General features: G+C 62.2%; 19 protein-coding genes. 3 read left to right on the forward strand and 16 right to left on the reverse strand.

Annotated features, from left to right (window positions below; all coding sequences use genetic code 11):
- Window positions 1-89: 89 nt before the first annotated feature.
- The 11 genes from argE to LOY36_RS14370 form a co-directional block, all read right to left on the reverse strand.
- Window positions 90-1,247, reverse strand: a complete 1,158-nt coding sequence (gene argE, locus LOY36_RS14320) for an acetylornithine deacetylase (RefSeq protein WP_258674119.1) — start codon at window positions 1,245-1,247, stop codon at window positions 90-92.
- On the reverse strand, window positions 1,244-2,413 hold the full coding sequence (locus tag LOY36_RS14325; RefSeq protein WP_258674120.1) for an FAD-binding oxidoreductase: 1,170 nt from the start codon (window positions 2,411-2,413) through the stop codon (window positions 1,244-1,246). Before LOY36_RS14325 ends, argE begins: the two co-directional genes overlap by 4 nt.
- Window positions 2,410-3,801 (reverse strand): NAD(P)/FAD-dependent oxidoreductase, encoded by a 1,392-nt coding sequence (locus tag LOY36_RS14330; RefSeq protein ID WP_258674121.1) that lies wholly within the window; start codon window positions 3,799-3,801, stop codon window positions 2,410-2,412. Before LOY36_RS14330 ends, LOY36_RS14325 begins: the two co-directional genes overlap by 4 nt.
- Complete coding sequence (locus tag LOY36_RS14335; RefSeq protein WP_018925981.1) at window positions 3,783-4,091, reverse strand: (2Fe-2S)-binding protein; 309 nt, start codon at window positions 4,089-4,091, stop codon at window positions 3,783-3,785. Before LOY36_RS14335 ends, LOY36_RS14330 begins: the two co-directional genes overlap by 19 nt.
- A complete protein-coding gene (locus LOY36_RS14340) occupies window positions 4,088-5,929 on the reverse strand; it encodes an ABC transporter ATP-binding protein (protein WP_258674122.1) in 1,842 nt (613 codons plus the stop codon). The genes LOY36_RS14335 and LOY36_RS14340 overlap by 4 nt, the downstream gene beginning before the upstream one ends.
- A 1-nt stretch (window position 5,930) precedes the next feature.
- Window positions 5,931-6,806, reverse strand: coding sequence for an ABC transporter permease (locus LOY36_RS14345; RefSeq protein ID WP_258674123.1), 876 nt, complete (start codon window positions 6,804-6,806; stop codon window positions 5,931-5,933).
- Window positions 6,803-7,759, reverse strand: a complete 957-nt coding sequence (locus LOY36_RS14350; RefSeq protein WP_258674124.1) for an ABC transporter permease — start codon at window positions 7,757-7,759, stop codon at window positions 6,803-6,805. Before LOY36_RS14350 ends, LOY36_RS14345 begins: the two co-directional genes overlap by 4 nt.
- Before the next feature lie 47 nt (window positions 7,760-7,806).
- Window positions 7,807-9,444: an ABC transporter substrate-binding protein gene (locus LOY36_RS14355; protein WP_258674125.1), complete on the reverse strand. Its 1,638-nt coding sequence runs from the start codon at window positions 9,442-9,444 to the stop codon at window positions 7,807-7,809.
- A 94-nt stretch (window positions 9,445-9,538) separates the two neighbouring features.
- Window positions 9,539-10,813, reverse strand: a complete 1,275-nt coding sequence (locus LOY36_RS14360; protein ID WP_258668446.1) for an FAD-binding oxidoreductase — start codon at window positions 10,811-10,813, stop codon at window positions 9,539-9,541.
- Between the two features lie 42 nt (window positions 10,814-10,855).
- Complete coding sequence (locus LOY36_RS14365) at window positions 10,856-11,524, reverse strand: haloacid dehalogenase type II (protein ID WP_258668447.1); 669 nt, start codon at window positions 11,522-11,524, stop codon at window positions 10,856-10,858.
- A 524-nt stretch (window positions 11,525-12,048) separates the two neighbouring features.
- A complete protein-coding gene (locus LOY36_RS14370; RefSeq protein ID WP_258668448.1) occupies window positions 12,049-13,521 on the reverse strand; it encodes an aldehyde dehydrogenase in 1,473 nt (490 codons plus the stop codon).
- 241 nt (window positions 13,522-13,762) lie between these two features.
- Here LOY36_RS14370 and LOY36_RS14375 point away from each other — a divergent pair, with 241 nt between their 5' ends.
- Both LOY36_RS14375 and LOY36_RS14380 read left to right on the forward strand, forming a co-directional pair.
- Window positions 13,763-14,620, forward strand: a complete 858-nt coding sequence (locus tag LOY36_RS14375; protein ID WP_258668449.1) for a GNAT family N-acetyltransferase — start codon at window positions 13,763-13,765, stop codon at window positions 14,618-14,620.
- Between the two features lie 69 nt (window positions 14,621-14,689).
- Window positions 14,690-15,403 carry a cupin domain-containing protein gene (locus LOY36_RS14380; protein WP_258668451.1) on the forward strand — a complete coding sequence of 238 codons (714 nt, stop codon included), beginning with the start codon at window positions 14,690-14,692 and terminating at the stop codon, window positions 15,401-15,403.
- 251 nt (window positions 15,404-15,654) lie between these two features.
- Here the strand turns inward: LOY36_RS14380 and LOY36_RS14385 are convergent, their stop codons facing one another.
- The 4 genes from LOY36_RS14385 to gabT all read right to left on the reverse strand — a co-directional run bounded on the left by LOY36_RS14385 (window position 15,655) and on the right by gabT (window position 20,012).
- Window positions 15,655-16,860: a DUF1624 domain-containing protein gene (locus LOY36_RS14385; RefSeq protein WP_258668453.1), complete on the reverse strand. Its 1,206-nt coding sequence runs from the start codon at window positions 16,858-16,860 to the stop codon at window positions 15,655-15,657.
- A 572-nt stretch (window positions 16,861-17,432) separates the two neighbouring features.
- On the reverse strand, window positions 17,433-17,921 hold the full coding sequence (locus tag LOY36_RS14390) for an Lrp/AsnC family transcriptional regulator (RefSeq protein ID WP_003174918.1): 489 nt from the start codon (window positions 17,919-17,921) through the stop codon (window positions 17,433-17,435).
- 45 nt (window positions 17,922-17,966) lie between these two features.
- Window positions 17,967-18,623: a 2-haloalkanoic acid dehalogenase gene (locus tag LOY36_RS14395; protein ID WP_258668455.1), complete on the reverse strand. Its 657-nt coding sequence runs from the start codon at window positions 18,621-18,623 to the stop codon at window positions 17,967-17,969.
- A 96-nt stretch (window positions 18,624-18,719) separates the two neighbouring features.
- Window positions 18,720-20,012: a 4-aminobutyrate--2-oxoglutarate transaminase gene (gene gabT, locus LOY36_RS14400; protein WP_019649875.1), complete on the reverse strand. Its 1,293-nt coding sequence runs from the start codon at window positions 20,010-20,012 to the stop codon at window positions 18,720-18,722.
- 272 nt (window positions 20,013-20,284) lie between these two features.
- Between gabT and LOY36_RS14405 the strand changes: the two genes are divergently transcribed.
- Window positions 20,285-21,211, forward strand: a complete 927-nt coding sequence (locus LOY36_RS14405; RefSeq protein ID WP_258668457.1) for a glyoxylate/hydroxypyruvate reductase A — start codon at window positions 20,285-20,287, stop codon at window positions 21,209-21,211.
- Between the two features lie 235 nt (window positions 21,212-21,446).
- Here the strand turns inward: LOY36_RS14405 and LOY36_RS14410 are convergent, their stop codons facing one another.
- Window positions 21,447-21,836: a hypothetical protein gene (locus tag LOY36_RS14410; protein ID WP_258668459.1), complete on the reverse strand. Its 390-nt coding sequence runs from the start codon at window positions 21,834-21,836 to the stop codon at window positions 21,447-21,449.
- Between the last annotated feature and the right edge of the window lie 200 nt (window positions 21,837-22,036).

The raw sequence follows: 22,036 nt of genomic DNA on the forward strand, positions 1-22,036 counted from the left end.
AAGCGTTTGATGGGCAGTGTTGGATGCTGAAATTCGCGGTGGGACGGCAGGCTCTACCGGCAAGCAGAAATCAAAAGATCGTGACTATTTCAAAGTTTCAGGGAGCCCAGCAATCCCTCCAGAAACCGCTCCCCAGCCTGCATCTGGCTGATCTCGATGAACTCGTCCGGCTTGTGCGCCTGTTCGATCGAGCCTGGGCCGCAGACCACCACCGGTACATCCAGACGCTGCTTGAACAGCCCGCCCTCGGTGCCGAACGAGACTTTGGCGGTGCCGGTGTCCGGGGCGGCGAAGTTTTTCAGGAAGCGCACCGCTTCGACGCTCGGATGGGTATCGAGGCCCGGATAGACGTTGAGGGTTTCGATCTCGATGTCTGCCACGCTGGACAGCTTTTTCGCCTCGCGCACGATCACTTCGGCACGCTCGCGCATCTGCTCCAGGAACTGGTCCAGATCGTCCGCCGGCAAGTTACGCACCTCGAAATCCAGGGTGCACAGGTTCGGCACGATGTTCAGCGCCTTGCCGCCGACAATCTGCCCGACGTGCACGGTGCTGTAAGGCACGTCGTAATCGGCATCCTGCGCGCCCTGCTCTTGCAGGTGTTGCTGGCTCTGACGCAGAGCCGCGATGAAATCGCAGGCCACGTGAATCGCATTGACCGAACGCGGCGCCAACGAGGAATGCGCTTCCAGGCCACGGCAATAAGTGCGGTAAGACCCCTTGCCCTTGTGCCCCAGCACGAACTGCATGTTGGTCGGCTCACCGATCAGACACAGAAACGGCCGTACCGGCGCCAGGTGCAGCACGTCGAGCAAACGGCGTACACCGACGCAGCCGGTCTCTTCGTCATGGGACAAAGCTATTTGCAGCGGTCGGCTCAACGAATGGTCGGCGGCATCGAGCATGGCGTCGATGGCCAACGCGATAAACCCCTTCATGTCGCAACTGCCGCGCCCGTAGATCCGCCCGTCCTGCACCGTCGCCTCAAACGCCGGCAAGGTCCAGGCCTGGCCTGCCGCCGGCACTACGTCGGTGTGGCCGGACAACAGAATGCCTGGTAACTCTTTAGGGCCGGTGCTGGCGAACAGGTTGGCCTTTTTACCCGTTTCGTCCTTGACGATCAGTGACTCGATGCCCTTGGTCAGCAGCAAGTCGCGTACGTACTCGATCAGGGCCATGTTCGACTCTGAAGACACGGTGTCGAAGGCCATCAGGCGTTTGAGAATATCCAGTACACGGGGTTTCATGAGGCCCTGCTCCTTTGCTCAGTTGTCCGTTGCTCGGATGAAGGGGTGAACCGGCGGATCGAGAACGGCTCAATCGAAGTGCTGGTGCTGCCGGTGCTGATCAATTCGGCCATCACGTCGCCGACACCGGGGCCGAGCTGGAAGCCATGACCGCAGAAGCCGAACGCGTAGTACAAACCGTCAACGTTGCCGCTGGGGCCCATCACCGGCAGGGAATCGGGCAAGTAGCCTTCAATGCCGCTCCACACGCGGATGATGTTCAGGTTGCCGACGCCTGGCAGCAGGCGACGCATCTGGTCCATCTGATTGAGAATGCTGCGCGGCTCGACATAGGCGCGGCGGTTGAGCATGTCCGGTTTGCTGCGGTAGCCGCCACCGATGATGATGTTGCCACGCGGGATCTGGCGGAAGTAGATCACTTCTTCGGGGATCTTGGTGTACACGCCGATCACCGTTGGCAAGGCGTACGGCACCGGTTCGGTCACGGCCATTTGTGGGCCGTTGGTATCCAGCGGCACCGGTTCGCCGAACTGCGCCGAGAGTTTCTGGCCCCAGGCGCCGGCGGTGATCAGCAAGCGCTCGGCGGCGAACTGGCGACCGTCGGTGGTGGTCACCGTGAACTCGCCGGCAATTTTCTGCACCTCGGCGACTTCAGTCTGTTCCTCGATCCGCGCCCCGAGGCGGCGGGCAGCCCGGGCAAACGCCGGTGCGGCCAGACGCGGGTTGGCATGGCCATCGTGGGGCGCGTAAGAACCGCCCTTCACGTCCGGCCCGAGGAACGGAAAGCGCTGGTGCAGCTCGGCGCCACGATAGATCTTCAAATCCAGTTGCGCCGCCTCGGGCGCCGCCGCGTAGGCTTCCAGTTCGGGAATTTCATCCTCGCGATAACACACACGCATGTGCCCGCTGGCAATGAATTCGAGATCGTCGTCGATCAGCTCTGGCAAGCGTTTCCACAGCGCCCAGGAACGGTTGGCCAACTCCAGTTGGCCAAGGAAGCGCCCCTGCCGCCGGACGTTGCCGAAGTTCACCCCGCTGGCGTACTGACCGATCTGGTCGCGCTCCAGCAGAATCACCGACTGCCCGCGCTGGCGCAGGAAAAACGCCGCCGCCGAGCCCATCAGGCCGCCGCCGACAATCACTACATCGGCTTTGTGTAGCGTCATGGCGACACCTCCTCGGTGAGCATCGAAAGGGGTTTGACCGGTGCCTGTCCACGCTGCCGACCGACCTGTTGCACACTGACGCCTGCCGCCGCCGCGATCACTTCGGCCCCGGCCTGGGAGCAATAACGCCCCTGGCAGCGGCCCATGCCGACCCGGCTGAAGGCCTTGGCCCGATTGACTTCACAGGCCCCCTTCTCGCTCACGGTACGGCGCAACTCGCCGGCGCTGATCATCTCGCAGCGACAGACGATGGCTGAGTCCGGCAAGGCTTTGGCTTGATCCGCCGGCCAGGGAAACGCCTTGGCCAGACCGAGGCGAAACTCATCCATCACCGCCAGCGCGTGGCGTTGTTCGTCGCGCAAACCGGCGTTCACCGGTTGCTGCAGATCTTCCAGCAACGCCATGGCCGCCAGGCGCCCGGCGTGCTCGGCGGCATCGGCGCCGCGAATCTTCGAACCGTCCCCGGCGGCATACACACCGTTGACCGAGGTGCGGCCGTCTTCATCGACGGCCAGCCACCACTGGCTGGACGCCTCATCGAAGCGCATGCGACAACCGGCCAGATCGGCCAGTTGGGTTTCCGGGCGCAAGTGATAACCCAACGCCACAGCATCACAGTCCACCGTTAACGTCTCACCGCGCGCGGTACGCACCCGCACACCGCTGACGCCACTGGCCGCGTCGCCTTGCACCTGAAGCGGCGAAATCCCCAGATGCACCGGGATTTTCGCCCGATACAACTGCGCCAGTAACTTCATCCCGGTGAACAGCAATCCCGGACGCGCCATCAGCTTCGGCACTGCCGCGATGCGCTTGTTGAGGGGTGAAGTGTCGAGCACCGCCGCCACATTGGCGCCTGCTTTGACGTATTGGCTGGCGACCAGATACAGCAACGGCCCGCTGCCCATGAACACCACGCGGTGGCCGATGGAAACCGCCTGGGACTTGAGCGCGATTTGCGCCCCGCCAAGGCTGTAGGTGCCTGCCAACTGCCAGCCTTCGATCGGCATCAAGCGGTCGGTGGCACCGGTGCAGAGGATCAGCGCATCGTAGTCCACCGTCGAGTGCTTGCCCTGGCTGACGCAGCACAATTGCCCCGGCGTCAGGTTCCACACCAGCGTGTCGGGGCGGTAGTCGATTTGCCCGCGCAATCGGTCGAAACTCTGGTGCAGACTCTTGGCCTTGGCCGCTTCGGTGCCATACAAGGTGGCGTAGTCCCGGGTAAAACCTTCGGGCTGGCGCCGGTAGATCTGCCCGCCATCCCGGCGATTCTCATCGATCAGGATCGGTTTCAAGCCAGCCGCCAGCAGCGTTTCGGCACAGCGGATGCCGGCCGGTCCGGCACCGACAATAACCACTCGTTGAGCGCTCAGCCGTGCAGTGGCCATATTGCCTCCGGTTGTGTGGTGACGATGTCCAGCCCTTCGCGGACTTCATTGGAACAGGCGCGCAAACGCTCGCCACTGCGGGTCCAGACCCAGCAATCCTGGCAGGCGCCCATCAGGCAGAAACCGGCGCGGCGGCCCGAGTCGAATTCCGATTGGCGCAGCGCCGAGCCCTGGGTCAGCAACGCGACCATTAATGTGTCGCCCTGCAATGCCTCAATGGGCGAACCGTCCACCGTCAGCTTGACGGTCGGCCGGCCCTGCTCGGCCAGCCTCACAAAACGCCCTTTCATGCATAAGCTCCCAGGCTCATGGTGGATAAACCCTGCTGTGTTTTCAGCAACTCGGCACTGTCGTGATGACAAAGAATTTCGCTACCGCCGTCGATGATCCGCCGGTTCGGCGCGGTGCGATTGCACAGGCCGTCGACCCGCACCGGACAGCGACTGAGAAAGGTGCACAGTTCCGGCACATTGGCCCTGACGCCGATTGGCGGCAGCGCGCCGCACGTGGTGCCGCAGTTTTCCAGCCAGCCCTGACGCAGTTCCGGCACCGAATGGATCAACAGGTCGGTGTACGGATGGAACGGTGCCTGGGAAAACGCCTGCCGGCTGCCGGCCTGAACCTTGTGGCCGCTGTACATCACCACAATGTCGTCGCACAGCGCGCGTACCGTGGAAATGTCATGGCTGATGAACAGATACGACATGCCCAGTTGCTGACGCAGGTCGCGCAGCAGTTCGAGAATCGCCGCGCCGACCACGGTGTCCAGCGCCGAGGTCACCTCGTCGCAGAGGATCAGGTCCGGTTTGGCCGCCAGGGCTCGGGCCAGGTTGACCCGCTGTTTTTGCCCGCCGGAGAGTTCATTCGGACGGCGTTCGGCCATGGCGCGCGGCAAGCGCACCAGGTCCAGCAGTTCGCCGATACGCTCGCGCAGCGCTGCGCCCTTGAGGCCAAAGTACATTTTCAGCGGACGGCTCAGAATAGTGCTGACGCTGTGCATCGGGTTGAGCGCAGTGTCGGCATTCTGGAACACCATCTGAATCCGGCGGAACTGTTCATCGGTGCGCTCGGACAGGCTACCGCCCAGTGGCTGGCCATCGAAGGTCAGGCCGCCCAAGGCCGGCGTCAGCAACCCGGCCACCACCCGCGCCAGCGTAGACTTGCCGGAGCCCGACTCGCCGATCACGCCAATGGCCTGGCCCCGGCGCACAGTCAGGTCGATGTCTTCGAGCACGCGAATCGACGGCATGCCTTGCAGGTTCTTGTTGCCGTATCCGGCGGTCAGCCCCTGGATGGTCAGCAGCGGTGTTTCTTCAGCGATGCCGCAAGGTGGGCGGATCGTCGTGTCCGGGCGGGCCGCCAGCAGCAGGCTGCGGGTGTATTCGTGGGCCGGGGCCTTGAGCAGCGGCGCGGTGGCGCTCTGCTCGAAAATCTGTCCGCCGTTGAGTACCACAATCTGATCGGCCATTTGCGCTACGACCGCCAAATCATGGGAAACATAAACCGCCGTCGCGCCTCGCTCGCGGACCACCCGCTTGAAAGCGCGCAGCACGTCGATCTGCGTCGTCACGTCGAGGGCGGTGGTCGGCTCGTCGAGCACCACCAGCAGCGGATCGCTGATCAGCGCCATGGCCGCCATCACCCGTTGCAACTGCCCGCCGGATACTTGGTGCGGGTAACGCTGGCCAATGTGATCGGGGTCCGGCAAGGCCAGATCGCGGAACAGTTCGATGGCTTTGGCTTCCAGCACGGCCCGGCTACCCAGGCCGTGAATCAATGCGCCCTCCACCACTTGATCGATCAGTTTTTTCGCCGGGTTGAACGCAGCGGCGGCGCTCTGGGCAATGTACGACACCCGATTGCCGCGCAGGCCTTGCAGTTCGCTTTCACTCAACGCCAGCATGTCGTGCTCGCCGACTTGCACCACACCGGACGCCAATCGGCACCCGCGCCGGGCATAGCCGAGCAACGCCAGCGCTATGGTGGTCTTGCCGGAGCCGGACTCACCGATCAACGCCAGCACTTCACCTTTGGCCAGGGAGAAGCTCACGCCTTTGACGATCTCCACTTCGCCACGCTCGCCGCAAGCGACCACGCGCAGGTCTTCGACTCGAATCAAATCACTCATTTCAATGACCTCCCGTACGTCGACTACGCCGTGACGACAGTCGGTCGATGAACAGATTCACGCCAATGGTCAGGGTCCCAATGGCCAGCGCCGGAATCACGATGGCTGGCGCGCCCTGATTGAGGCCGCCGATGTTCTCGCGCACCAGCGAACCGAGGTCGGCATCCGGCGGTTGCACACCGAGGCCAAGGAAGCTCATGCCACTGAGCAGCAGCACGATGAAGCCGAAGCGCAGCCCCAGATCGGTCAGCACCGGGTTGAGCATGTTCGGCAGGATTTCCACGCAGGCGATGTACAACCGACGCTCGCCACGGGTGCGGGCCACTTGAACGTATTCCAGCGCTTCGATGTTCACCGCCATGCTGCGGGCGATGCGGAACGCGCCTGGGGTGAAACTCAAGACTGCGGTGCAAATCAGCAACAGCACCGAAGAACCGAACGCCGAGACCATGATCAACGCCAGCATCTTGCTCGGGATGGATATAAAGGCATCCATCAAGCGGCTGATCACTTCGTCCAGCCATTTCGGCGACACCACCGACAGCAGCGCACATCCGGTCCCCAGCGTGCTGGCCAACACCGCTGAAACCAGCGCCAGGCCCACGGTGAACCGCGCGCCGACGAGAATGCGGCTGAGCATGTCGCGGCCCAGGTAATCGGTGCCCAACGGGTAAGCCGCGCTGAGGCTGTCGAACACGTTATCGGAGACCACTTCACCCACCGGGTGCGGCGCCAGCCACGGACCGAAGATAGCCACCAGCAGCCAGATCACACACATCGCCGCCCCGACCAGGCCAAGCCACGACGGTCCATGGGCGACCTTGCCCAATGCCAGCTCGGGCCCGGCAGGCGCCGATTTCGCCATGAGATCGTTCATTGGTTTCTCAGCCTCGGATTGGAAAGAATCGCGCACAGGTCAGCAATCAGCACCAACCCCAGGTACGCCGTACAAAACAGCATGGTGCAGGCCTGAACCAGCGCCATGTCACGGTTGGTCACGGCATCGACCATCAGGCTGGCGATGCCGGGGTAGTTGAAGATCGTCTCGACGATCACCACCCCGCCCAGCAGGTACGACAGGCTCAGGGCGATGGCATTGGCAATCGGCCCGATGGCGTTGGGCAAGGCATGGCGCAACACGATCCGCACCGGGCTCACGCCCTTGAGCCGGGCCATTTCCACATAGGCGCTGTCGAGCTGATCGATCACTGCCGCCCGGGTCATGCGCGCCATTTGCGCGACAATCACGCAGCACAGGGTCATCACCGGCAAGGCGTAGGTGCGCATGAATTGCCAAGGTGAGGTGATGTCACTGGCATAGGACAGCGCCGACAGCCAGCCCAGGTTCACCGCAAAGATCAGCACCGCCAGGGTCGCCACCAGAAACTCCGGCACGGCGACCAGGGCCAGGGTGATGAAGCTGAGGAAACTGTCCATGCGCCCGCCCCGGCCCATGGCCGAGCCGATGCCGAGGATCAGCGCCACCGGCACCGACACCAGCGCCGTGACGGCCGCCAGCATCAGTGTGTTGGGCACCCGCCCGGCCATCAGCTCGCTGACCGGCAAGGCATTGGACACCGATTGCCCCATGTCGCCGCTCAGCAGATTGATCAACCAATGCAGGTAACGCACCACACCGGGTTGATCCAGCCCCAGTTTCAGGCGCAAGGCCGCCACCTGTTCCGGCGTGGCGAATTGCCCGAGTGCCTGTTGCGCCGCGTCCCCCGGCAATACCGCCGTGATCGCAAACACGACCATAGACACGATCAACAAAGTCACGATCGCCGCGCCCAGGCGCCGGCCGATCAACCACAGTGTGTTGCTATTCATCGCCCTACCCTCATGCAATAGCCCCGCTGACGCCCGTGTGCGGCCGATCAGGCATCGAGCCAGACCTGTTCGGCGAACATGTAGCCCATGAATCCGCCGAGGGGGTTGCTGCCGTAACCCTTGATGCGCTGATCGACACCGTCGATGTTGCTGATGAACACCGGCACGCCGATGCCACTGTGTTCATGCACCAGGGCCTGCATGTCGGCGTACATCTTGCTGCGCTTGTCGTCGTCGGTTTCACCGCGGGCGAGCATCAGCAGTTGGTCGAACTGATCGTTCTTCCAGCCCGACTCGTTCCATGGCGCGCTGGACTGGAAGAACTGCGAGAACATCACGTCGGCGTTCGGCCGAGGGTTGATGTTGCCGAAGCTCAGCGGGTGCTTCATCCAGTGGTTGGACCAGTAGCCGTCGCTGGGCAGGCGGTTGACGTCGAGCTTGAGCCCGGCCTGTTTCGCCGATTGCTGCAACAGCACGGCGATGTCCACCGAACCGGTCGCGGCAGGCGATGCCACCAGCGGCATGCTGATGCTTTCCATGCCGGCCTTCTTCAGCAGGAATTTGGCTTTTTCCGGGTCGTAGGCCCGCTGCGGCAGGTCGGCGTTGTAGTAGCGCGAGCCAGGGGAAATCGGATGGTCGTTACCGACGACGGCAAAGCCACGGAACACCGCGGATTTCACTTGTTCACGGTCCAGCAAATACTTCATCGCCTGAGTGAATTCGGCGCTTTTACCCGGCAACTGGTCCTGACGGATGATCAAGTCGGTGTAGTTGCCCGACGGCGCATCGACGACCCGGTGTTTGGCGCTGGCCTTGATCCGTGTGGTCGAGCGTGGGTTGACCTCGTTGATCATGTGCACGTCGCCCGACAGCAATGCGTTGACTCGTGACGGTTCGTCGGCAATCGCGATGAATTCGATCTCGTCCAGGTACGGCAGGCCCGGTTTCCAGTAGCCGGTGTTGCGCGCGGCAATCGAGCGCACGCCCGGTTTGAATTCCTTGACCGTGAACGGCCCGGTGCCGATGCCCTGGTTGAAGTCGGTGGTGCCTTCGGGAACGATCAACAAGTGCGACACGGCGAGGATCGACGGCAGCTCGGCGTTCGGCGCGCTCAGGCGGATCTGCACTTCGTGGGTGCCGGTGGCCTTGATCTCTTCGAACTGCGCCATCAGCGGCATGACCTTGGAACCGGTCAGCGGGTCTTTGTGGCGCGCCAGCGAGAACACCACGTCGGCGGCGCTCAGGGTCTTGCCGTTGTGGAAGGTCACGTCCTTGCGCAGGGTAATGATCCACAGCGTCGCATCGGTGTTATCGATGCGCTCGGCCAGTTCCAGTTGCGGCACCAGGTGGCTGTCGAAACGGGTCAGGCCGTTGTAGAACATGAAGTGACGCACGTAGTCAGTAGACAGCGCGCCCTTGGCCGGGTCCAGGGTGTCGGCGGTGGAACTGGACATGCCGGCGACGCGAATCCGCCCGCCCGGCTTGCCTTTGCCCGGGGTCGCCGCTTCTTCGGCGAACAGTTTGCCGGCGGCGCCGAACAGGCTGCCGGCACCCGCTGCGGCAACACCCGCCACGCCGAGCATCTGCAAGGCGTGGCGGCGTGACATGCCACGATTGAGGCCTTCGAATACCCGCAGGCTGTCCTGGCCGGAGATCAGTTTCGAGTCGATCTTGTTGTCAGTCATATCAGTTGTACCTGTCGAAAAAATGAGGCTCGAGTGCCCACGGATGTCCGGGGCGTCCTGGAAACGCAAACGACGGTGACGCCACAACATCAACTCAATGCAAATAGTCCTGGAGGCGGTAGTAAGCGCCCACGAACGGCAAGAACCACGGCTTGCCGAAATGCCCGGGAATCGCTGGCCAGTCGAGTTCGCGCCAGGGATTGGCCTCGACTTTGCCGGCCATCACCTCGGCCATCACCTGGCCCATGTGCACCGACATCTGCACTCCATGGCCGCTGTAGCCCATGGAGTGATAAACCCCGCCATGCTGACCGGCGCGAGGCAAACGGTCGGAGGTCATGTCCACCAGCCCGCCCCAGCAGTAGTCGATTTTCACCTTGGCCAACTGCGGGAACATCTGCACCATCGCCGCTTGCAACACCTTGCCGCTCTTGGCGTCGGACACGCTGTCGGACATCGCGAACCGCGCACGGCCGCCGAACAGCAAGCGGTTGTCCGGGGTCAGGCGAAAGTAGTTACCGATCATGCGACTGGTGACATAGGCTCGCCGACCGGGCAGCAACTGATCGATGAGGAACTGCGGCAGCACCTCAGTGGCGATCACGAAACTGCCGACCGGCACGATCCGCCGCCGATACCAGCCCAGGCCACCGTGCTGACAAGCGCCGGTCGCCAGCAGTACTTGCCCGGCGTGCAAAGAACCCTTGGCGGTGTTGACCCGATAACCGCCGGCCTGGGCCTTCCAGTCCGTCACCGACGTACCTTGATAGATCAGCGCGCCGTGACGCGCCGCAGCCTCAGCCAGACCGACGCCGAAATGCCCGACATGCATCTGCACACCGTTGCGCTGCAGCAAGCCGCCATGGAACTGGGCCGAATTCACTTCGGCGCGGGTCTGTTCGGCGTTCAGCAACTCGACCTCGGCATCGACCTCCTTGCGAATCAATTCGCAGGTGCGCGCCAGGCCTTCGTAGTGCAGCGGTTTGGCCGCCAGTTTGAGCTTGCCGTTGCGCTTGAGGTCGCAAGCGATCTGCTCCTGCTCCACCAGGGACACAACGCTCTGCACCGCGTTTTCATAGGCCTGGTAATAGGCCCGCGCCTTGTCGGCACCGAGGCTGGCACTCAGCCCGGCATAGTCCTGGGCAACGCCGGTGTTGCATTGGCCGCCATTGCGCCCGGAGGCTTCGCCGATCACTCTCCCGGCTTCCAGCACCACCACACTGGCGCCCTTCAAGGCCAGCGCGCGAGCCGCCGCCAGGCCGGTGAAACCGCCACCGACGATGGCCACGTCGACCTGCCCGGGCAATGCGCCGAGCTGAGCACCGGTGAAGGCCGGTGCGGTGTCGAGCCAGTAGGATTCACTGCCCATGTCTAACCCCTTATTCCGTGAAGAGCGCCGTTACCGTTCAACTCAGAGGCCGACCAGCGCCGCCAGTCCACCGATGTCGGTGATCTGCTGGTAGCCGTAGAACGCATTGCCCGGAACCTCGTGACCGCGGGCGACGAAGGCCTTGTTCTTGATCTTCATGTCGTGGGCCGGCATCAGGTCGTAACGGAAACTGGAAGACACATGCAAGATGTCTTCCGGGCCGCAGTTGAGGTTGTCGAGCATGTACTCGAACGCCGCCAGGCGCGGCTTGTAGGCCTGGGCCTGTTCGGCGGTGAAGACCTTGTGAAACGGTGCGCCGAGCTTGTCGACGTTGGACATGATCTGGCTGTCGCTGGCGTTGGAGAAAATCACCAGGGGGATCTTGTCGGCGATTTTCGACAGACCGGCCGGCACGTCCGGGTGCGGGCCCCAGGTCGGCACGGCGTCGTAATACAGCTGGCCTTCGCCACGGTATTCGACACCCCAACGCTTGCAGACCCGCGCCAGGGAGGTCTTGAGGATTTCGTCATACGGCATCCAGTCACCCATGACCTGGTCCAGGCGATAGGCCGAGAAGTCCTTGACGAACTGATCCATCTGCTCGGGCGCCACGCGGTCGGCGAACAGTTCGCGAGTCATCGTGCCCATGTGGAAATTGGTCAGCGTACCGTAGCAGTCGAACGTAATGAATTTGGGGCGTAGAAAGCTCATTGAGTGCGGTCCTGAAGTTCGTTGAGGTCATGGCGCGACAGGTATTCGCTGCGTTTCGGGAGCGGCGATGCAACGCTGCAGCACACCGTCATTACAACACCGTGAAATCAGCAGATGGCGTTAAAAGCGACCTCTGCTTGATACAAACCACCGTTTTAGCCTGCCCCCTCAGCAGACTTTGCGGCTCGCTCCAGCCTTGGGCAACCCCCGTATTTATGCGCTCTTATGGACCTTCATGGCTACGCGAGGCTGACGAACGCCCCCATTCACGGCAGAACCTGCGCCGGGCTGAACGAAAACGGGCGCTTCCCTGAGGAAGCGCCCGTTTGGGTGCGGTTTGAAACCCGTCGACGATCTGCGGTTAACGGATCACCTGTGGCGAGGGAGCTTGCTCCCGTTCGGCTGCGAAGCAGTCGTAAAGTCGGCTGATGCGTACTACCTGAAGGATTGTGGTCGTTGGATTTGGGGTGCTTCGCCCCCCAGCGGGAGCAAGCTCCCTCGCCACAGGTGTTAGGGGGCGGACATTAGCCAGCGATATCGATCAGCACACTCTTGAAGCGCAGATTGGCTTCGAAGGCTTCGCGACCCAGGTCCTTGCCGATGCCGGAGCGTTTGTAGCCACCGGTCGGCAGGATGTAGTCGTTGCTGCGTCCATAGCGGTTGACCCACACCGTGCCCGCCTCCAGCCGCCGGACCAGTCGCAGGGCGCGGTTGATGTCGGCGGTGTGCACGCCCGCCGCCAGGCCGTAGGTGGCGTGCGCGGCCAGGCTCAGTGCCTGCTGTTCGTCATCGAACGCCTGCACCGTCAGCACCGGGCCGAAGATTTCTTCACAGATCGCCGGGTTCTGATTGTCCAGGCCGGCCAGCAAGGTCGGCTGGTAATAGGCACCGCCCAGCCCTTCAAACAAACCACCGCCAGTCAGCACTTCGGCCCCGGCCTGGCGTGAACGCTGGACGATGCCGTCGATACGGCTGGCCTGCAACCGGGAAATGATCGGCGACAGCGTACTCTCGGACGACCAGGTCGGCCCCGGGCGCAATTCCTCGAAATACGCCTGCAAGTGCGCAACGAACGGTTCCATGATCGAGCGCTCGATCAACAACCGCGAACCAGACACGCACACCTGCCCGGCATTGCCGGTGATAGCCAGCGCCACGGTGCGCGCGGTTTTCGCGATGTCCGGCACATCGGCGAACACCAGTTGCGGACTCTTGCCGCCCAGCTCCAGCGTCACCGGTTTCGGCCCTACCAATGCACAAGTGGACATAATGCTCGAACCCGTCGCCGTGGAGCCGGTAAAGGTTACCTTGCCCACCCGTGGATGACGGCACAAGGCGTCGCCAGTGACGCGGCCATCGCCCTGAACCACGTTGAAAATCCCGGCAGGAATGCCCGCCTGCAGCGCCAGTTCGGCAAAGCGCAGGCTGGAAAACGGCGTCAGCTCCGACGGCTTGAGCACCACGGCATTGCCGGCAGCCAGCGCCGGCGCGACTTTCCATGAAGCCATGCTCAAGGGGAAATTCCACGGCGCGATGGCGGCGATCACGCCGTACGGTTCAGCGATCTGCATGCCCAGGCGATCGGTCTGGGTCGCCGCGACTTGGCCGCCGTGCTTGTCCGCCAGTTCGGCAAAGAAACGAATGCCCTCGGCGACATAAGGAATGTCCCAGGCGATCACATCTTTATGCGGACGGGTCGAGCCCACCGCTTCCAGCGGCGCCAGCACGGCGACATCGGCTTCGATCAGATCGGCCCAGCGACGCATGACCCGTGCCCGTTCCCGGGGCGGACGGCTGGCCCAATCGCTTCGGTTAAACGCCTGCCAGGCATCGTTCACCGCCTCATCCACCAGGTCGGCATCGGCGATCGGCAACTGGGCATAGGCCTGACCGTCTGAAGGGCGAACCACCTCCAGCCCCGGTTGGGCGTCGCGGTATTTTCCGGCAATAAAATGAGCGCTGCGCACAGCGATAAGGCGAGGATCGAAGCTATCCATGGAGCACTCCAAAAAGGGACGGCGAGGCGTTTACTCAGGCCTCCATCGTAGAAAAAAAGCCCAAGCATTTGCTGCCGACCTTATGGGGCAATTAAGTAGTAAGTGTGGTCTGCAGGCCTTTGATGTGAGGAATCTGCCGAATCCTTCCACCCCCCTTGTCAGGCCTTCACGCAGATGGGATACAGGCATCCTCGCGCCGGAAAACCGGTTGATCGCGCACACTGTAAAACGGAGATTCATCATGTCCGCCTCGCACCCTTCCGCTTATGTCTATCGGCCGATGACCGCTGCTGATTTGCCTTCGGCCCATGCCTTGTCTGTCGAGTTGAAGTGGCCTCATCGCCTGGAAGACTGGGCGATGTTGCAGCGGGTCAGCGAAGGCTTTGTGGTGCTCGATGGCGATCGATTGATCGGCACCGCATTCGCCTGCCGGCAAGGCGACTTCGCCACCATCGGCCTGGTGATTGTCAGTGACAACTATCAGGGCAAGGGCATCGGCCGTCGGTTGATGGAACACGCGCTGCTAGCCTGCCAGTCGCGCACGCCGATGCTCAATGCAACCCTAGCCGGCGCACCGCTTTACGCCAGCCAGGGGTTTGTCGAGTTCGGGCGGATTCAGCAGCATCAAGGCCTGGCCCAGGCGCCCGCGCTTGAACCGCTGGCGGATGGTGAAGAATGCCGTCCGTTACAGGCGGCGGATCGGGCTCCTCAACTGGCACTGGCCAACGCCGGCAGTGGTCTGGACCGGCAAGCGGTGCTCACGGAGCTGTTTGCGGTGGCCGAGCATTCGGTGGGCATCGAGCGCGACGGTCAGTTGCGTGCCTTCGCCCTGCTGCGCCCGTTTGGTCGCGGTCGTTGCCTCGGCCCGGTCATCGCCGAAACCCTTGAACAGGCCAAACACCTGATCGCCGTGTTGCTGGCCCAGGTGCCGGACGCTTTCGTGCGAATCGACATTCCAGCGGACAGTGGTTTGAGCGAGTGGCTGGAGCTGGCCGGTCTCAAACAGGTCGACACCGTGGCGCAAATGGCACGGGGCACGCCGCCGCAAGCGGCCAACGGCGTACGCCAATTTGCCCTCGTCACCCAAGCCATCGGCTGATCCCGGCGCGCGATGAAGCGAGCGCCTTCCATCACTTTCTACCCCCCATTTGCAGGGAGCGTCACCCGCATGTCTCAACCCACCATTGTGCTGTTGGCCCGCGCCGACGGCAGCCGCGTGTCTACGTCTTTCAAGGCAGCGCCCTTGAGTTCCATCGATCCGTTCATGGACGGTCGTCAGATCGCCTACATTGGGTCCGACAGCATCTCGGCGGGGCTTGTTTACACCAGCAAATCCTTCGATATCGAGGGCTTCCCGCACACCGAAGTGATTGTGGTCCATGCCGGGCATGTGGTGCTGCAATCCGGGGAACAGGTGCTGGAACTGGGCATCGGTGCCAGCGCCGTGATCGGTCGCGGCACGGCGCTCAGGTTTCAGGCACAACCCGATACTTGCTGGGCCTTCTGCGCCGTCACCAGCCCCAGCGCCGAACAGAAACCGGGGCTGACAGCGCTCGACCCGCTGGCGATGCTGTCCCCTTCGGCGGCACCGGAACCGCAGATACTGATCGGGCCCACGCCGCAGTGCCGCTCGCGCAATGCCTTCGAAGACGACACGACTAATCTGCGCGTGGGTGTCTGGGATTCGACGCCGTACACCCGCCATGGCCGAGCGCACAAACTCAACGAGCTGATGCACCTGCTCGAAGGCAGCGTGACTTTACAGGCGCCGGATGGAACCAGCGTAACCGTCAACCCCGGTGACACCGTGTTCGTACCGCAAGGCGCACCGTGCGCCTGGAGCAGTGCGCGGTATGTGCGCAAGGTTTACGCCGTCAAATAGCGCTGGCCGATTTGAATCAGCGTAATCGGTCCCGGTTACGCTAATCCCGTAGCAGCTGCCGAGCTGTGCGAGGCTGCGTTCGGCTGCGCAGCAGTCGTAATCCCTGAATGCGCAGCGTGCCTGACGGACCGCAGCGCCTGATTTTGCGACTGCTACGCAGCCGAACGCAGCCTCGCGCGCTCGGCAGCTGCTACAAGGCGTGGGCCTCAGAATTTCACACCGAATGGGGGCCACCGAGGGGCGTCTTTGAATCAAAGGTATTTGAGAATCGCGATGTCGCGACGGCGCTGCTTGAGGTTGGCGAACCAGCGCGTCGGGAAGAACAGCAGCACCCCGAGAATCACGCTCCACAGCCAGACCATGGGCAGGTTATCGAAGCCGTAATAGGTGCCCTGATTGGCGCCCCAGATGGCAACGGCCACCAGGTACATGGCCTTGAGCACATACAGGTGCAACAAGTAGAAGAACATCGGCGCACCACCGTAGACCGCCAGAGTCGCGGTGGACCAACGATCCTGGGCCTTCTCGAACAACGCCAGGAGAATCAGCCCCAGGCCAAGGGTCGGCATCAGGAACATCAGTGACGGCGGGTACTTCTTCGCGCTCATGAAGCTCATGAAAGTGCGCAGCGAATCACCGGTCTGCACCCAGGGTTTCTCGCCGTAAACGTTCAGATAGCGGATGAACACAAACGCCGCCAGCAGGCCGAAGCCGACTTTGAGCAAGCGGGAAATCCGCTCTGCCGGGGCCATGTCCTTGCCGAACCACGGCCCGATGGCCCAGCCCAGCAGGATTACGCCGATCCACGGCAACACCGGGTACGTGGTGCGAGCCCGGGTGAACTCGGTGATGTCGATGAATACGCGCTGATGCAGGATCGACCACGGCACGAAGAACGGCGACTCCGGCCCCACGGTCACGCCATCGAGCAGGTTGTGCCCGGAGACGATCGCCACCCCGAGCACGATCAGCCAGCCGCGCTTGAAGTGCAGCAACCCGGCAAGCACGATCATGCAGATGCCGATGCACCAGATCACTTGCAGCCACAGCGTCTTGGGCGGGAACTCGGCGTTCCAGGCAAAGCACACGAACGTGAGCTCCAGCAACACCAGGAATAGCCCGCGCTTGAGCAGGAACACCGACGTTTCATTGGCCGTGTGTTTCTGGCTGTAGAGCCAGGCCGACAACCCGGTGAGGAAGATGAACACCGGGGCGCAAAGGGTGCTCAGCAGGCGGGTGAAGAACAGGTCCGGGGTCACGCTCAAGGCATCGATCGGGTCGGTGACCTGGCGGTGCAGCAGAAAGGTTTCGCGCACATGGTCGATGAGCATCAACAGCATGACAAAACCGCGCAGAGCATCGATGGCCAGCATCCGGGTGTTGGTTTTGGCAACGCTGGTGGCCAGCGCAGGGGAAACACTTCCCGCCTGCCCTGCCACGCTTGTGGATAGGGTCATATCAGTTACTCATGTCTTGGTCAGTGGACTACCGCTGGCTCAGCCCTGTTTCTTCAGCCTGGCAACTTCCGATGCCGGCAGCTGCGACGGCGCCCGCGGCAAGGGTACCTGACCTTCCTTTCGATAGAACGACAGTGTTGAACTGAAGCCGTGCAACGACCTGCCCCTCTCTCTGAACGCATTACAACGCAGGCGATTTTGCGCTTTGTTCCGAATTCATCGCCCGTAATGCAAACGAAGACTGTTTTCGCCGCGTAAACAGCGGTTTATACGGCCTGCGCCAGCATGAAGCGTGTTGAAGCGGTTGTGCGGCCCCGATGTCCGATTGAGGTGCATGCCCAAACCGAATTCTCCGTAGCAGCTGTCGAGCAGCGCGAGGCGGCGTTCGGCGGCGAAGCAGCCGCAAAATCAGTCACTGCGATCCGTCAGGTACACCGTGCATTCAGGGTTTACGACTGCTACGCAGCCGAACGCCACCTCGCGCTGCTCGGCAGCTGCTACACAGAGCCCGTCGCGCGCCTCTTTCGAAGGCGCGGCAGGCTGCAAGGGAATGGGGGGATGTGGCGTCAGCTTCAGTGCCGCAACAATTTGCGCAGCGGCACGCCGTCCTTCAGTACGGGTGACTTGATGACGATGTAGCTGAAATACTTGGAGATGCCGATGTTCTTGTCCAGCAGGCTTTCGACGACTTCCTGATAATGCTGGATGCTGCGTGTCATGAAGCGCACCAGGTAATCGTAGCCACCGCTGATCAAGTGGCATTCGAGCACTTCATCGACCAGACGGATATTGGACTCAAACTTGGCGAAGTCCTCGCGCTTGTGGTCGCTCAAGGTGATCTCGGTGAACACCGTGACCGAGTCGGTGATCTTGGCCAGGTTCAGGTGAGCCTTGTAGCTGGAAATATACCCGGCCGACTCCAGCCGCTTGACCCGTTGCAGGCAGGGGCTGGCCGACAGGCCCACGGCATCGGCCAGGCTGACGTTGGTCATGCGCCCGTCCTTTTGCAGCTCAACCAGGATGCTGATGTCGATTCGGTCCAGTTTTACTAAACCTTCCATTGCGTACCTCTTGACTGCCGTTTGTAAGACAATCTTCTAGCAAAATCAGCGCCGTAAAGACAGCTGATGCTGAGCCACCAGATCCGCCATGCTGTTGATGCAGTAATCCGCCGCGCACGGCGACGGGTGTCTGGCCCGGCCGCGACAGATCAGGCAGACCGCGCCCGCCCCCGGTTGCCGGGCGCCAGGCCGGGTTACCTGGAGGATGGTGTTGGCATCAAGGTCATTGGCCGCCAGCCAGTCATGATCCTGCAATGGGTCGCTTGCCAGGGAAATAAAATCGTCGGGCATGATCCCCAGGCGTTCGCACAGCAGGCCGCGATCTTCGGCGTCACGGTCGCCATGCACCAGCAGGCGATAGAACTTGCGCAAGTACAGCATGGCGCCGGGTGCATCCTCGAACAACGACCAGCCGACGACGGACCGGGCGAAGCTCATGCCCTCCTCCCAGCTGGCTTTCAACTCCCAGCGCTCGGCCAATTGACGGTGGGCGAAACACAGCAAACCACTGAAGCCCAACTCGCCGAAACGCGGGTACAGCGCCTGCACCACCTCGCTGAATTCGGCCAGCACCTGTGCCTTGTCCGGGTGACCGCCACGGCTGTCGAGCAGCGGCTGCAACGCCGCCCAGACTCCGGAGTCGCGATCCACCAGCACCTCATCGCAATCGATCAGCAACGCTCGATAATCAGTCAGCCCCATGGTGTGTAAAGCCTCCGATGATGCATTCCATCAATCCATGCTCCATAAATGCTCACGGGCGATGCCGTGTGGCAGCGCCCGTGAGCTGGCGTGAGCTCAGTTCAAGACTCGTGCCAGTGCCGCGTCGAGAATCTGCAACGCTTCATCGATCTGTGCTTCGCTGGTCACCAGTGGCGCGAGGAAGCGCAACACGTTGCGTTGCACGCCGCACTTGATCACCAACAGGCCACCGGCCCGGGCTTCGTCGATCAGTCGTTGGTTGAGGTCGGCATCCGCGGTCCGTGCCTCGTCATCCTTGATCAGCTCGATCGCCAGCATGAAGCCGCTGCCGCGCACGTCGCCGATCCGCGGGTAACGGGCCTGCAAGCGCAACAGTCCCTGACGCAGACGCTCGCCCAACGCTTCGCCACGGGCCAGCAACTGCTCTTGCTCGTAGGCCTCGATCACCGCCAGCGCCGCCGCGCACGACAGCGCGTTGCCGCCGTAAGTACCGCCAAGGCCGCCGGGCAATGGCGCGTCCATGATCTCGGCTTTACCGACCACACCGGACAGCGGCAAACCGCCGGCCAGGCTCTTGGCCACGGTGACCAGATCCGGCTGAATCCCGGCGTGCTGGAAACCGAACCATTTGCCGGTACGCCCGAAACCGGTCTGGATCTCATCGAGGATCAGCACGATGCCGTGCTTTTCAGTCAGGGCACGCAGGGCCTGTAGAAACTCCGCCGGTGCCGCAAGGAAACCGCCATCGCCCTGCACCGGTTCGATGATGATCGCCGCGACCCGCTCAGGCGCCACTTGGGTCGCCAACAACTCGTCCAGTGCCTTGAGCGCCATGTCGCTGGTGACACCGCGATAGGCATTCGGATACGGGGTGTGGAAGACCTCCGGCGCGAACGGCCCGAAGTTCTGTTTATACGGCTGGCTCATGCCGGTCAGCGTGGTGCCGAGCAAGGTCCGGCCATGGAACCCGCCACGAAAGGCGATCACTGCCGAGCGGTTGGTGTGGGCGCGGGCAATCTTCACCGCGTTTTCCACCGCTTCGGCGCCGGAGGTAAAGAACGCTGCTTTATAAGCGTCATGGCCGCCGATCATTTCGCACAGGCGCTGGGCCAGGTCGAGATAAGGCTTATAGGCCACCACCTGAAAACACGCGTGGGAGACTTTCTGCAACTGCGCCTGCACCGCCGCGACCACCTTCGGGTGATTGTGACCAATGTTAAGCACACCGATACCGCCGACAAAGTCCAGGTAGCGCTTGCCGTCCACGTCCCACAATTCTGAACCCTGGGCCCGATCGATCACCAACGGGTGCGCGGTAACCAGGCCACGTGGCACGAATTGATCGCGCTGACGGAGCAAATGAGGGGTTTCGTCGACTTTGCTATTCATGGCATTTCCCATCGTGAGTCCGGCAACCGGGAAGTGGTTGCGATGGTGTTCAGGTTAAGGCTTGCGCGAAACGAACTACGCCGAACTTGCCCCCTGAGAAATTCGGATCGACTGTTTTCACCCCGCCAAACGGCAGATTCCTTCAGCCCGCCGAATCTGCCGATGCCGGGTCGATACAAGATCACACAACCCGTTAAAGCCGCTGCTTTCGACAGATCCTGCGCTGGTATTGCGCGATGATGGGCAGCCCCTTCACCTTTCAGGAAATGCCCATGGCCCTGCTGTATAAAGCTGACCCTGTGCGCGGCGAACAGTGGAAAGCGCTGTTTGCCGAACACGCCCCGGATATCGAATGGCGCGCCTGGCCGGACATCGGCGACCCGAAGGACATTCAATACCTGGCCGCGTGGCAGGCACCTGACGATCTCGACGTTGTGCTGCCGAATCTGCAAGTGCTGTTTGCCCTGTCCGCCGGCGTCGATCAACTCGACCTCGGACGCCTGCCGGCGAGCTTGCCGGTGGTGCGCCTGCTGGATCCGGGCATCACCCGTGGCATGTGCGAATACGCGACTTTTGCCGTACTCAGCCTGCACCGCGACATGCTGCGCTATCGCCAGCAACAAATAGCTCGCTGCTGGCAGGCGCACTTGCTGCAACCGGCGGCCAAACGTCGGGTTGGGGTCATGGGGCTCGGCGCCCAGGCGCAGCAGATTCTGGCGACCTTGCAACCGCTGGGCTTTGCCTTGTCTGGCTGGGCGCGCAGTGCCCATCACATTCCGGGGATCGATTGCTATGCCGGCAACGCGCAACTGTCGGCGTTCCTCAGCCAGTGCGACATTCTGTTGTGTGTATTGCCGCTGACCGAACAGACCCAGGGCATTCTTGATCGCAACCTGTTTGAGCAACTGCCCAAGGGCGCGGCGCTGATCAACATGGGCCGTGGCGGGCATTTGATAGAAGAGGATCTGCTGGAAGCGCTGGGCAGCGGGCATTTGAGCGGCGCGGTACTCGATGTGCTGCAGCAGGAACCGGCACAGGAGGATCATCCGTTCTGGCACCACCCGCAGATTCTGCTGACGCCACACATCGCCGCGATGACCCAGCCGGAAAGCGCGTTCGGGGTGTTGCTGGAAAACATCCGCCGGCATCAACGGGGTGAGCCGATGCTCGGCGAGATCGATCGCGCACAGGGGTATTGAGCGCCCATGCAGTAACGGGCGCTCAGGGGCTAATGCCGGTCAGTTCAGCCGGAACGCACTCTTTGTGCGTTCGCCGTAGCAGCTGTCGAGCTTGCGAGGCTGCGTTCGGCTGCGAAGCAGTCGTGAATCCGGCTAACGCGGTCTGCCTGATGCACCGCAATGTCTGGTTTTACGACTGCTCTGCAGCCGAACGCAGCCTCGCAAGCTCGACAGCTGCTACAGATCGCATTACGGCTTAATTGTCCGGCATTAATAGGTTTAGTGAGTTCCCGGGAACGTTGTTATCACAGGAAATGTATTGCCCGCCACGCCGGATCAGTTGTTCCTGCATTCGCTGGCAGCGCTCCTGTTCCTGCTGCATCGAACGGTCGATGCTGATGTTGCCGGTCTTCTCCGGTTGTTTGCCGTCACCCAGGCGCACGGTCACCCAGGGCTGTTCCGGCTGGAGCTGGAAGCGGCTTTTTTCTTCGACGGGCTTGGCGGTTTCGGCGGCTGCCGGTTTCGGCAACTGATCGGAAGTGACCCCGTAACGGGTCAGAATCGAGCTCTGAGGCAGTTCTGCGGCGGCGGCTGCCGATAACAAGGCCAGCGCCAGACCGAAGGTATACCTCTTGCTGTTACTCACGTTACTAAATCTCCTGTACTCAATGGCGGCATGCAGCTATAGCGTTATAGCGTAACGCATGAGAGGGCTGATGCTTTAGTGCCAGTTCCTGTTGGTGCAGGTATTCAAGTCCGGGAGCGGTTGGTGAGTCACGGAGACAACCGCGTTATCGTTCTTTGCGGGCAAGCCTCGCTCCTGCATTGGAATGCATTCCCTGGAGC

Source organism: Pseudomonas sp. B21-019, assembly GCF_024749225.1.
In the GTDB taxonomy this organism is placed as follows: Bacteria; Pseudomonadota; Gammaproteobacteria; order Pseudomonadales; family Pseudomonadaceae; genus Aquipseudomonas.

What these genes read in the sequence shown, in the direction of transcription:
- argE (WP_258674119.1), bottom strand. Translation starts at nt 1,247, where the DNA reads ATGAAACCCCGTGTACTGGATATTCTCAAACGCCTGATGGCCTTCGAC.
- LOY36_RS14325 (WP_258674120.1), bottom strand. Translation starts at nt 2,413, where the DNA reads ATGACGCTACACAAAGCCGATGTAGTGATTGTCGGCGGCGGCCTGATG.
- LOY36_RS14330 (WP_258674121.1), bottom strand. Translation starts at nt 3,801, where the DNA reads ATGGCCACTGCACGGCTGAGCGCTCAACGAGTGGTTATTGTCGGTGCC.
- LOY36_RS14335 (WP_018925981.1), bottom strand. Translation starts at nt 4,091, where the DNA reads ATGAAAGGGCGTTTTGTGAGGCTGGCCGAGCAGGGCCGGCCGACCGTC.
- LOY36_RS14340 (WP_258674122.1), bottom strand. Translation starts at nt 5,929, where the DNA reads ATGAGTGATTTGATTCGAGTCGAAGACCTGCGCGTGGTCGCTTGCGGC.
- LOY36_RS14345 (WP_258674123.1), bottom strand. Translation starts at nt 6,806, where the DNA reads ATGAACGATCTCATGGCGAAATCGGCGCCTGCCGGGCCCGAGCTGGCA.
- LOY36_RS14350 (WP_258674124.1), bottom strand. Translation starts at nt 7,759, where the DNA reads ATGAATAGCAACACACTGTGGTTGATCGGCCGGCGCCTGGGCGCGGCG.
- LOY36_RS14355 (WP_258674125.1), bottom strand. Translation starts at nt 9,444, where the DNA reads ATGACTGACAACAAGATCGACTCGAAACTGATCTCCGGCCAGGACAGC.
- LOY36_RS14360 (WP_258668446.1), bottom strand. Translation starts at nt 10,813, where the DNA reads ATGGGCAGTGAATCCTACTGGCTCGACACCGCACCGGCCTTCACCGGT.
- LOY36_RS14365 (WP_258668447.1), bottom strand. Translation starts at nt 11,524, where the DNA reads ATGAGCTTTCTACGCCCCAAATTCATTACGTTCGACTGCTACGGTACG.
- LOY36_RS14370 (WP_258668448.1), bottom strand. Translation starts at nt 13,521, where the DNA reads ATGGATAGCTTCGATCCTCGCCTTATCGCTGTGCGCAGCGCTCATTTT.
- LOY36_RS14375 (WP_258668449.1), top strand. Translation starts at nt 13,763, where the DNA reads ATGTCCGCCTCGCACCCTTCCGCTTATGTCTATCGGCCGATGACCGCT.
- LOY36_RS14380 (WP_258668451.1), top strand. Translation starts at nt 14,690, where the DNA reads ATGTCTCAACCCACCATTGTGCTGTTGGCCCGCGCCGACGGCAGCCGC.
- LOY36_RS14385 (WP_258668453.1), bottom strand. Translation starts at nt 16,860, where the DNA reads ATGACCCTATCCACAAGCGTGGCAGGGCAGGCGGGAAGTGTTTCCCCT.
- LOY36_RS14390 (WP_003174918.1), bottom strand. Translation starts at nt 17,921, where the DNA reads ATGGAAGGTTTAGTAAAACTGGACCGAATCGACATCAGCATCCTGGTT.
- LOY36_RS14395 (WP_258668455.1), bottom strand. Translation starts at nt 18,623, where the DNA reads ATGGGGCTGACTGATTATCGAGCGTTGCTGATCGATTGCGATGAGGTG.
- gabT (WP_019649875.1), bottom strand. Translation starts at nt 20,012, where the DNA reads ATGAATAGCAAAGTCGACGAAACCCCTCATTTGCTCCGTCAGCGCGAT.
- LOY36_RS14405 (WP_258668457.1), top strand. Translation starts at nt 20,285, where the DNA reads ATGGCCCTGCTGTATAAAGCTGACCCTGTGCGCGGCGAACAGTGGAAA.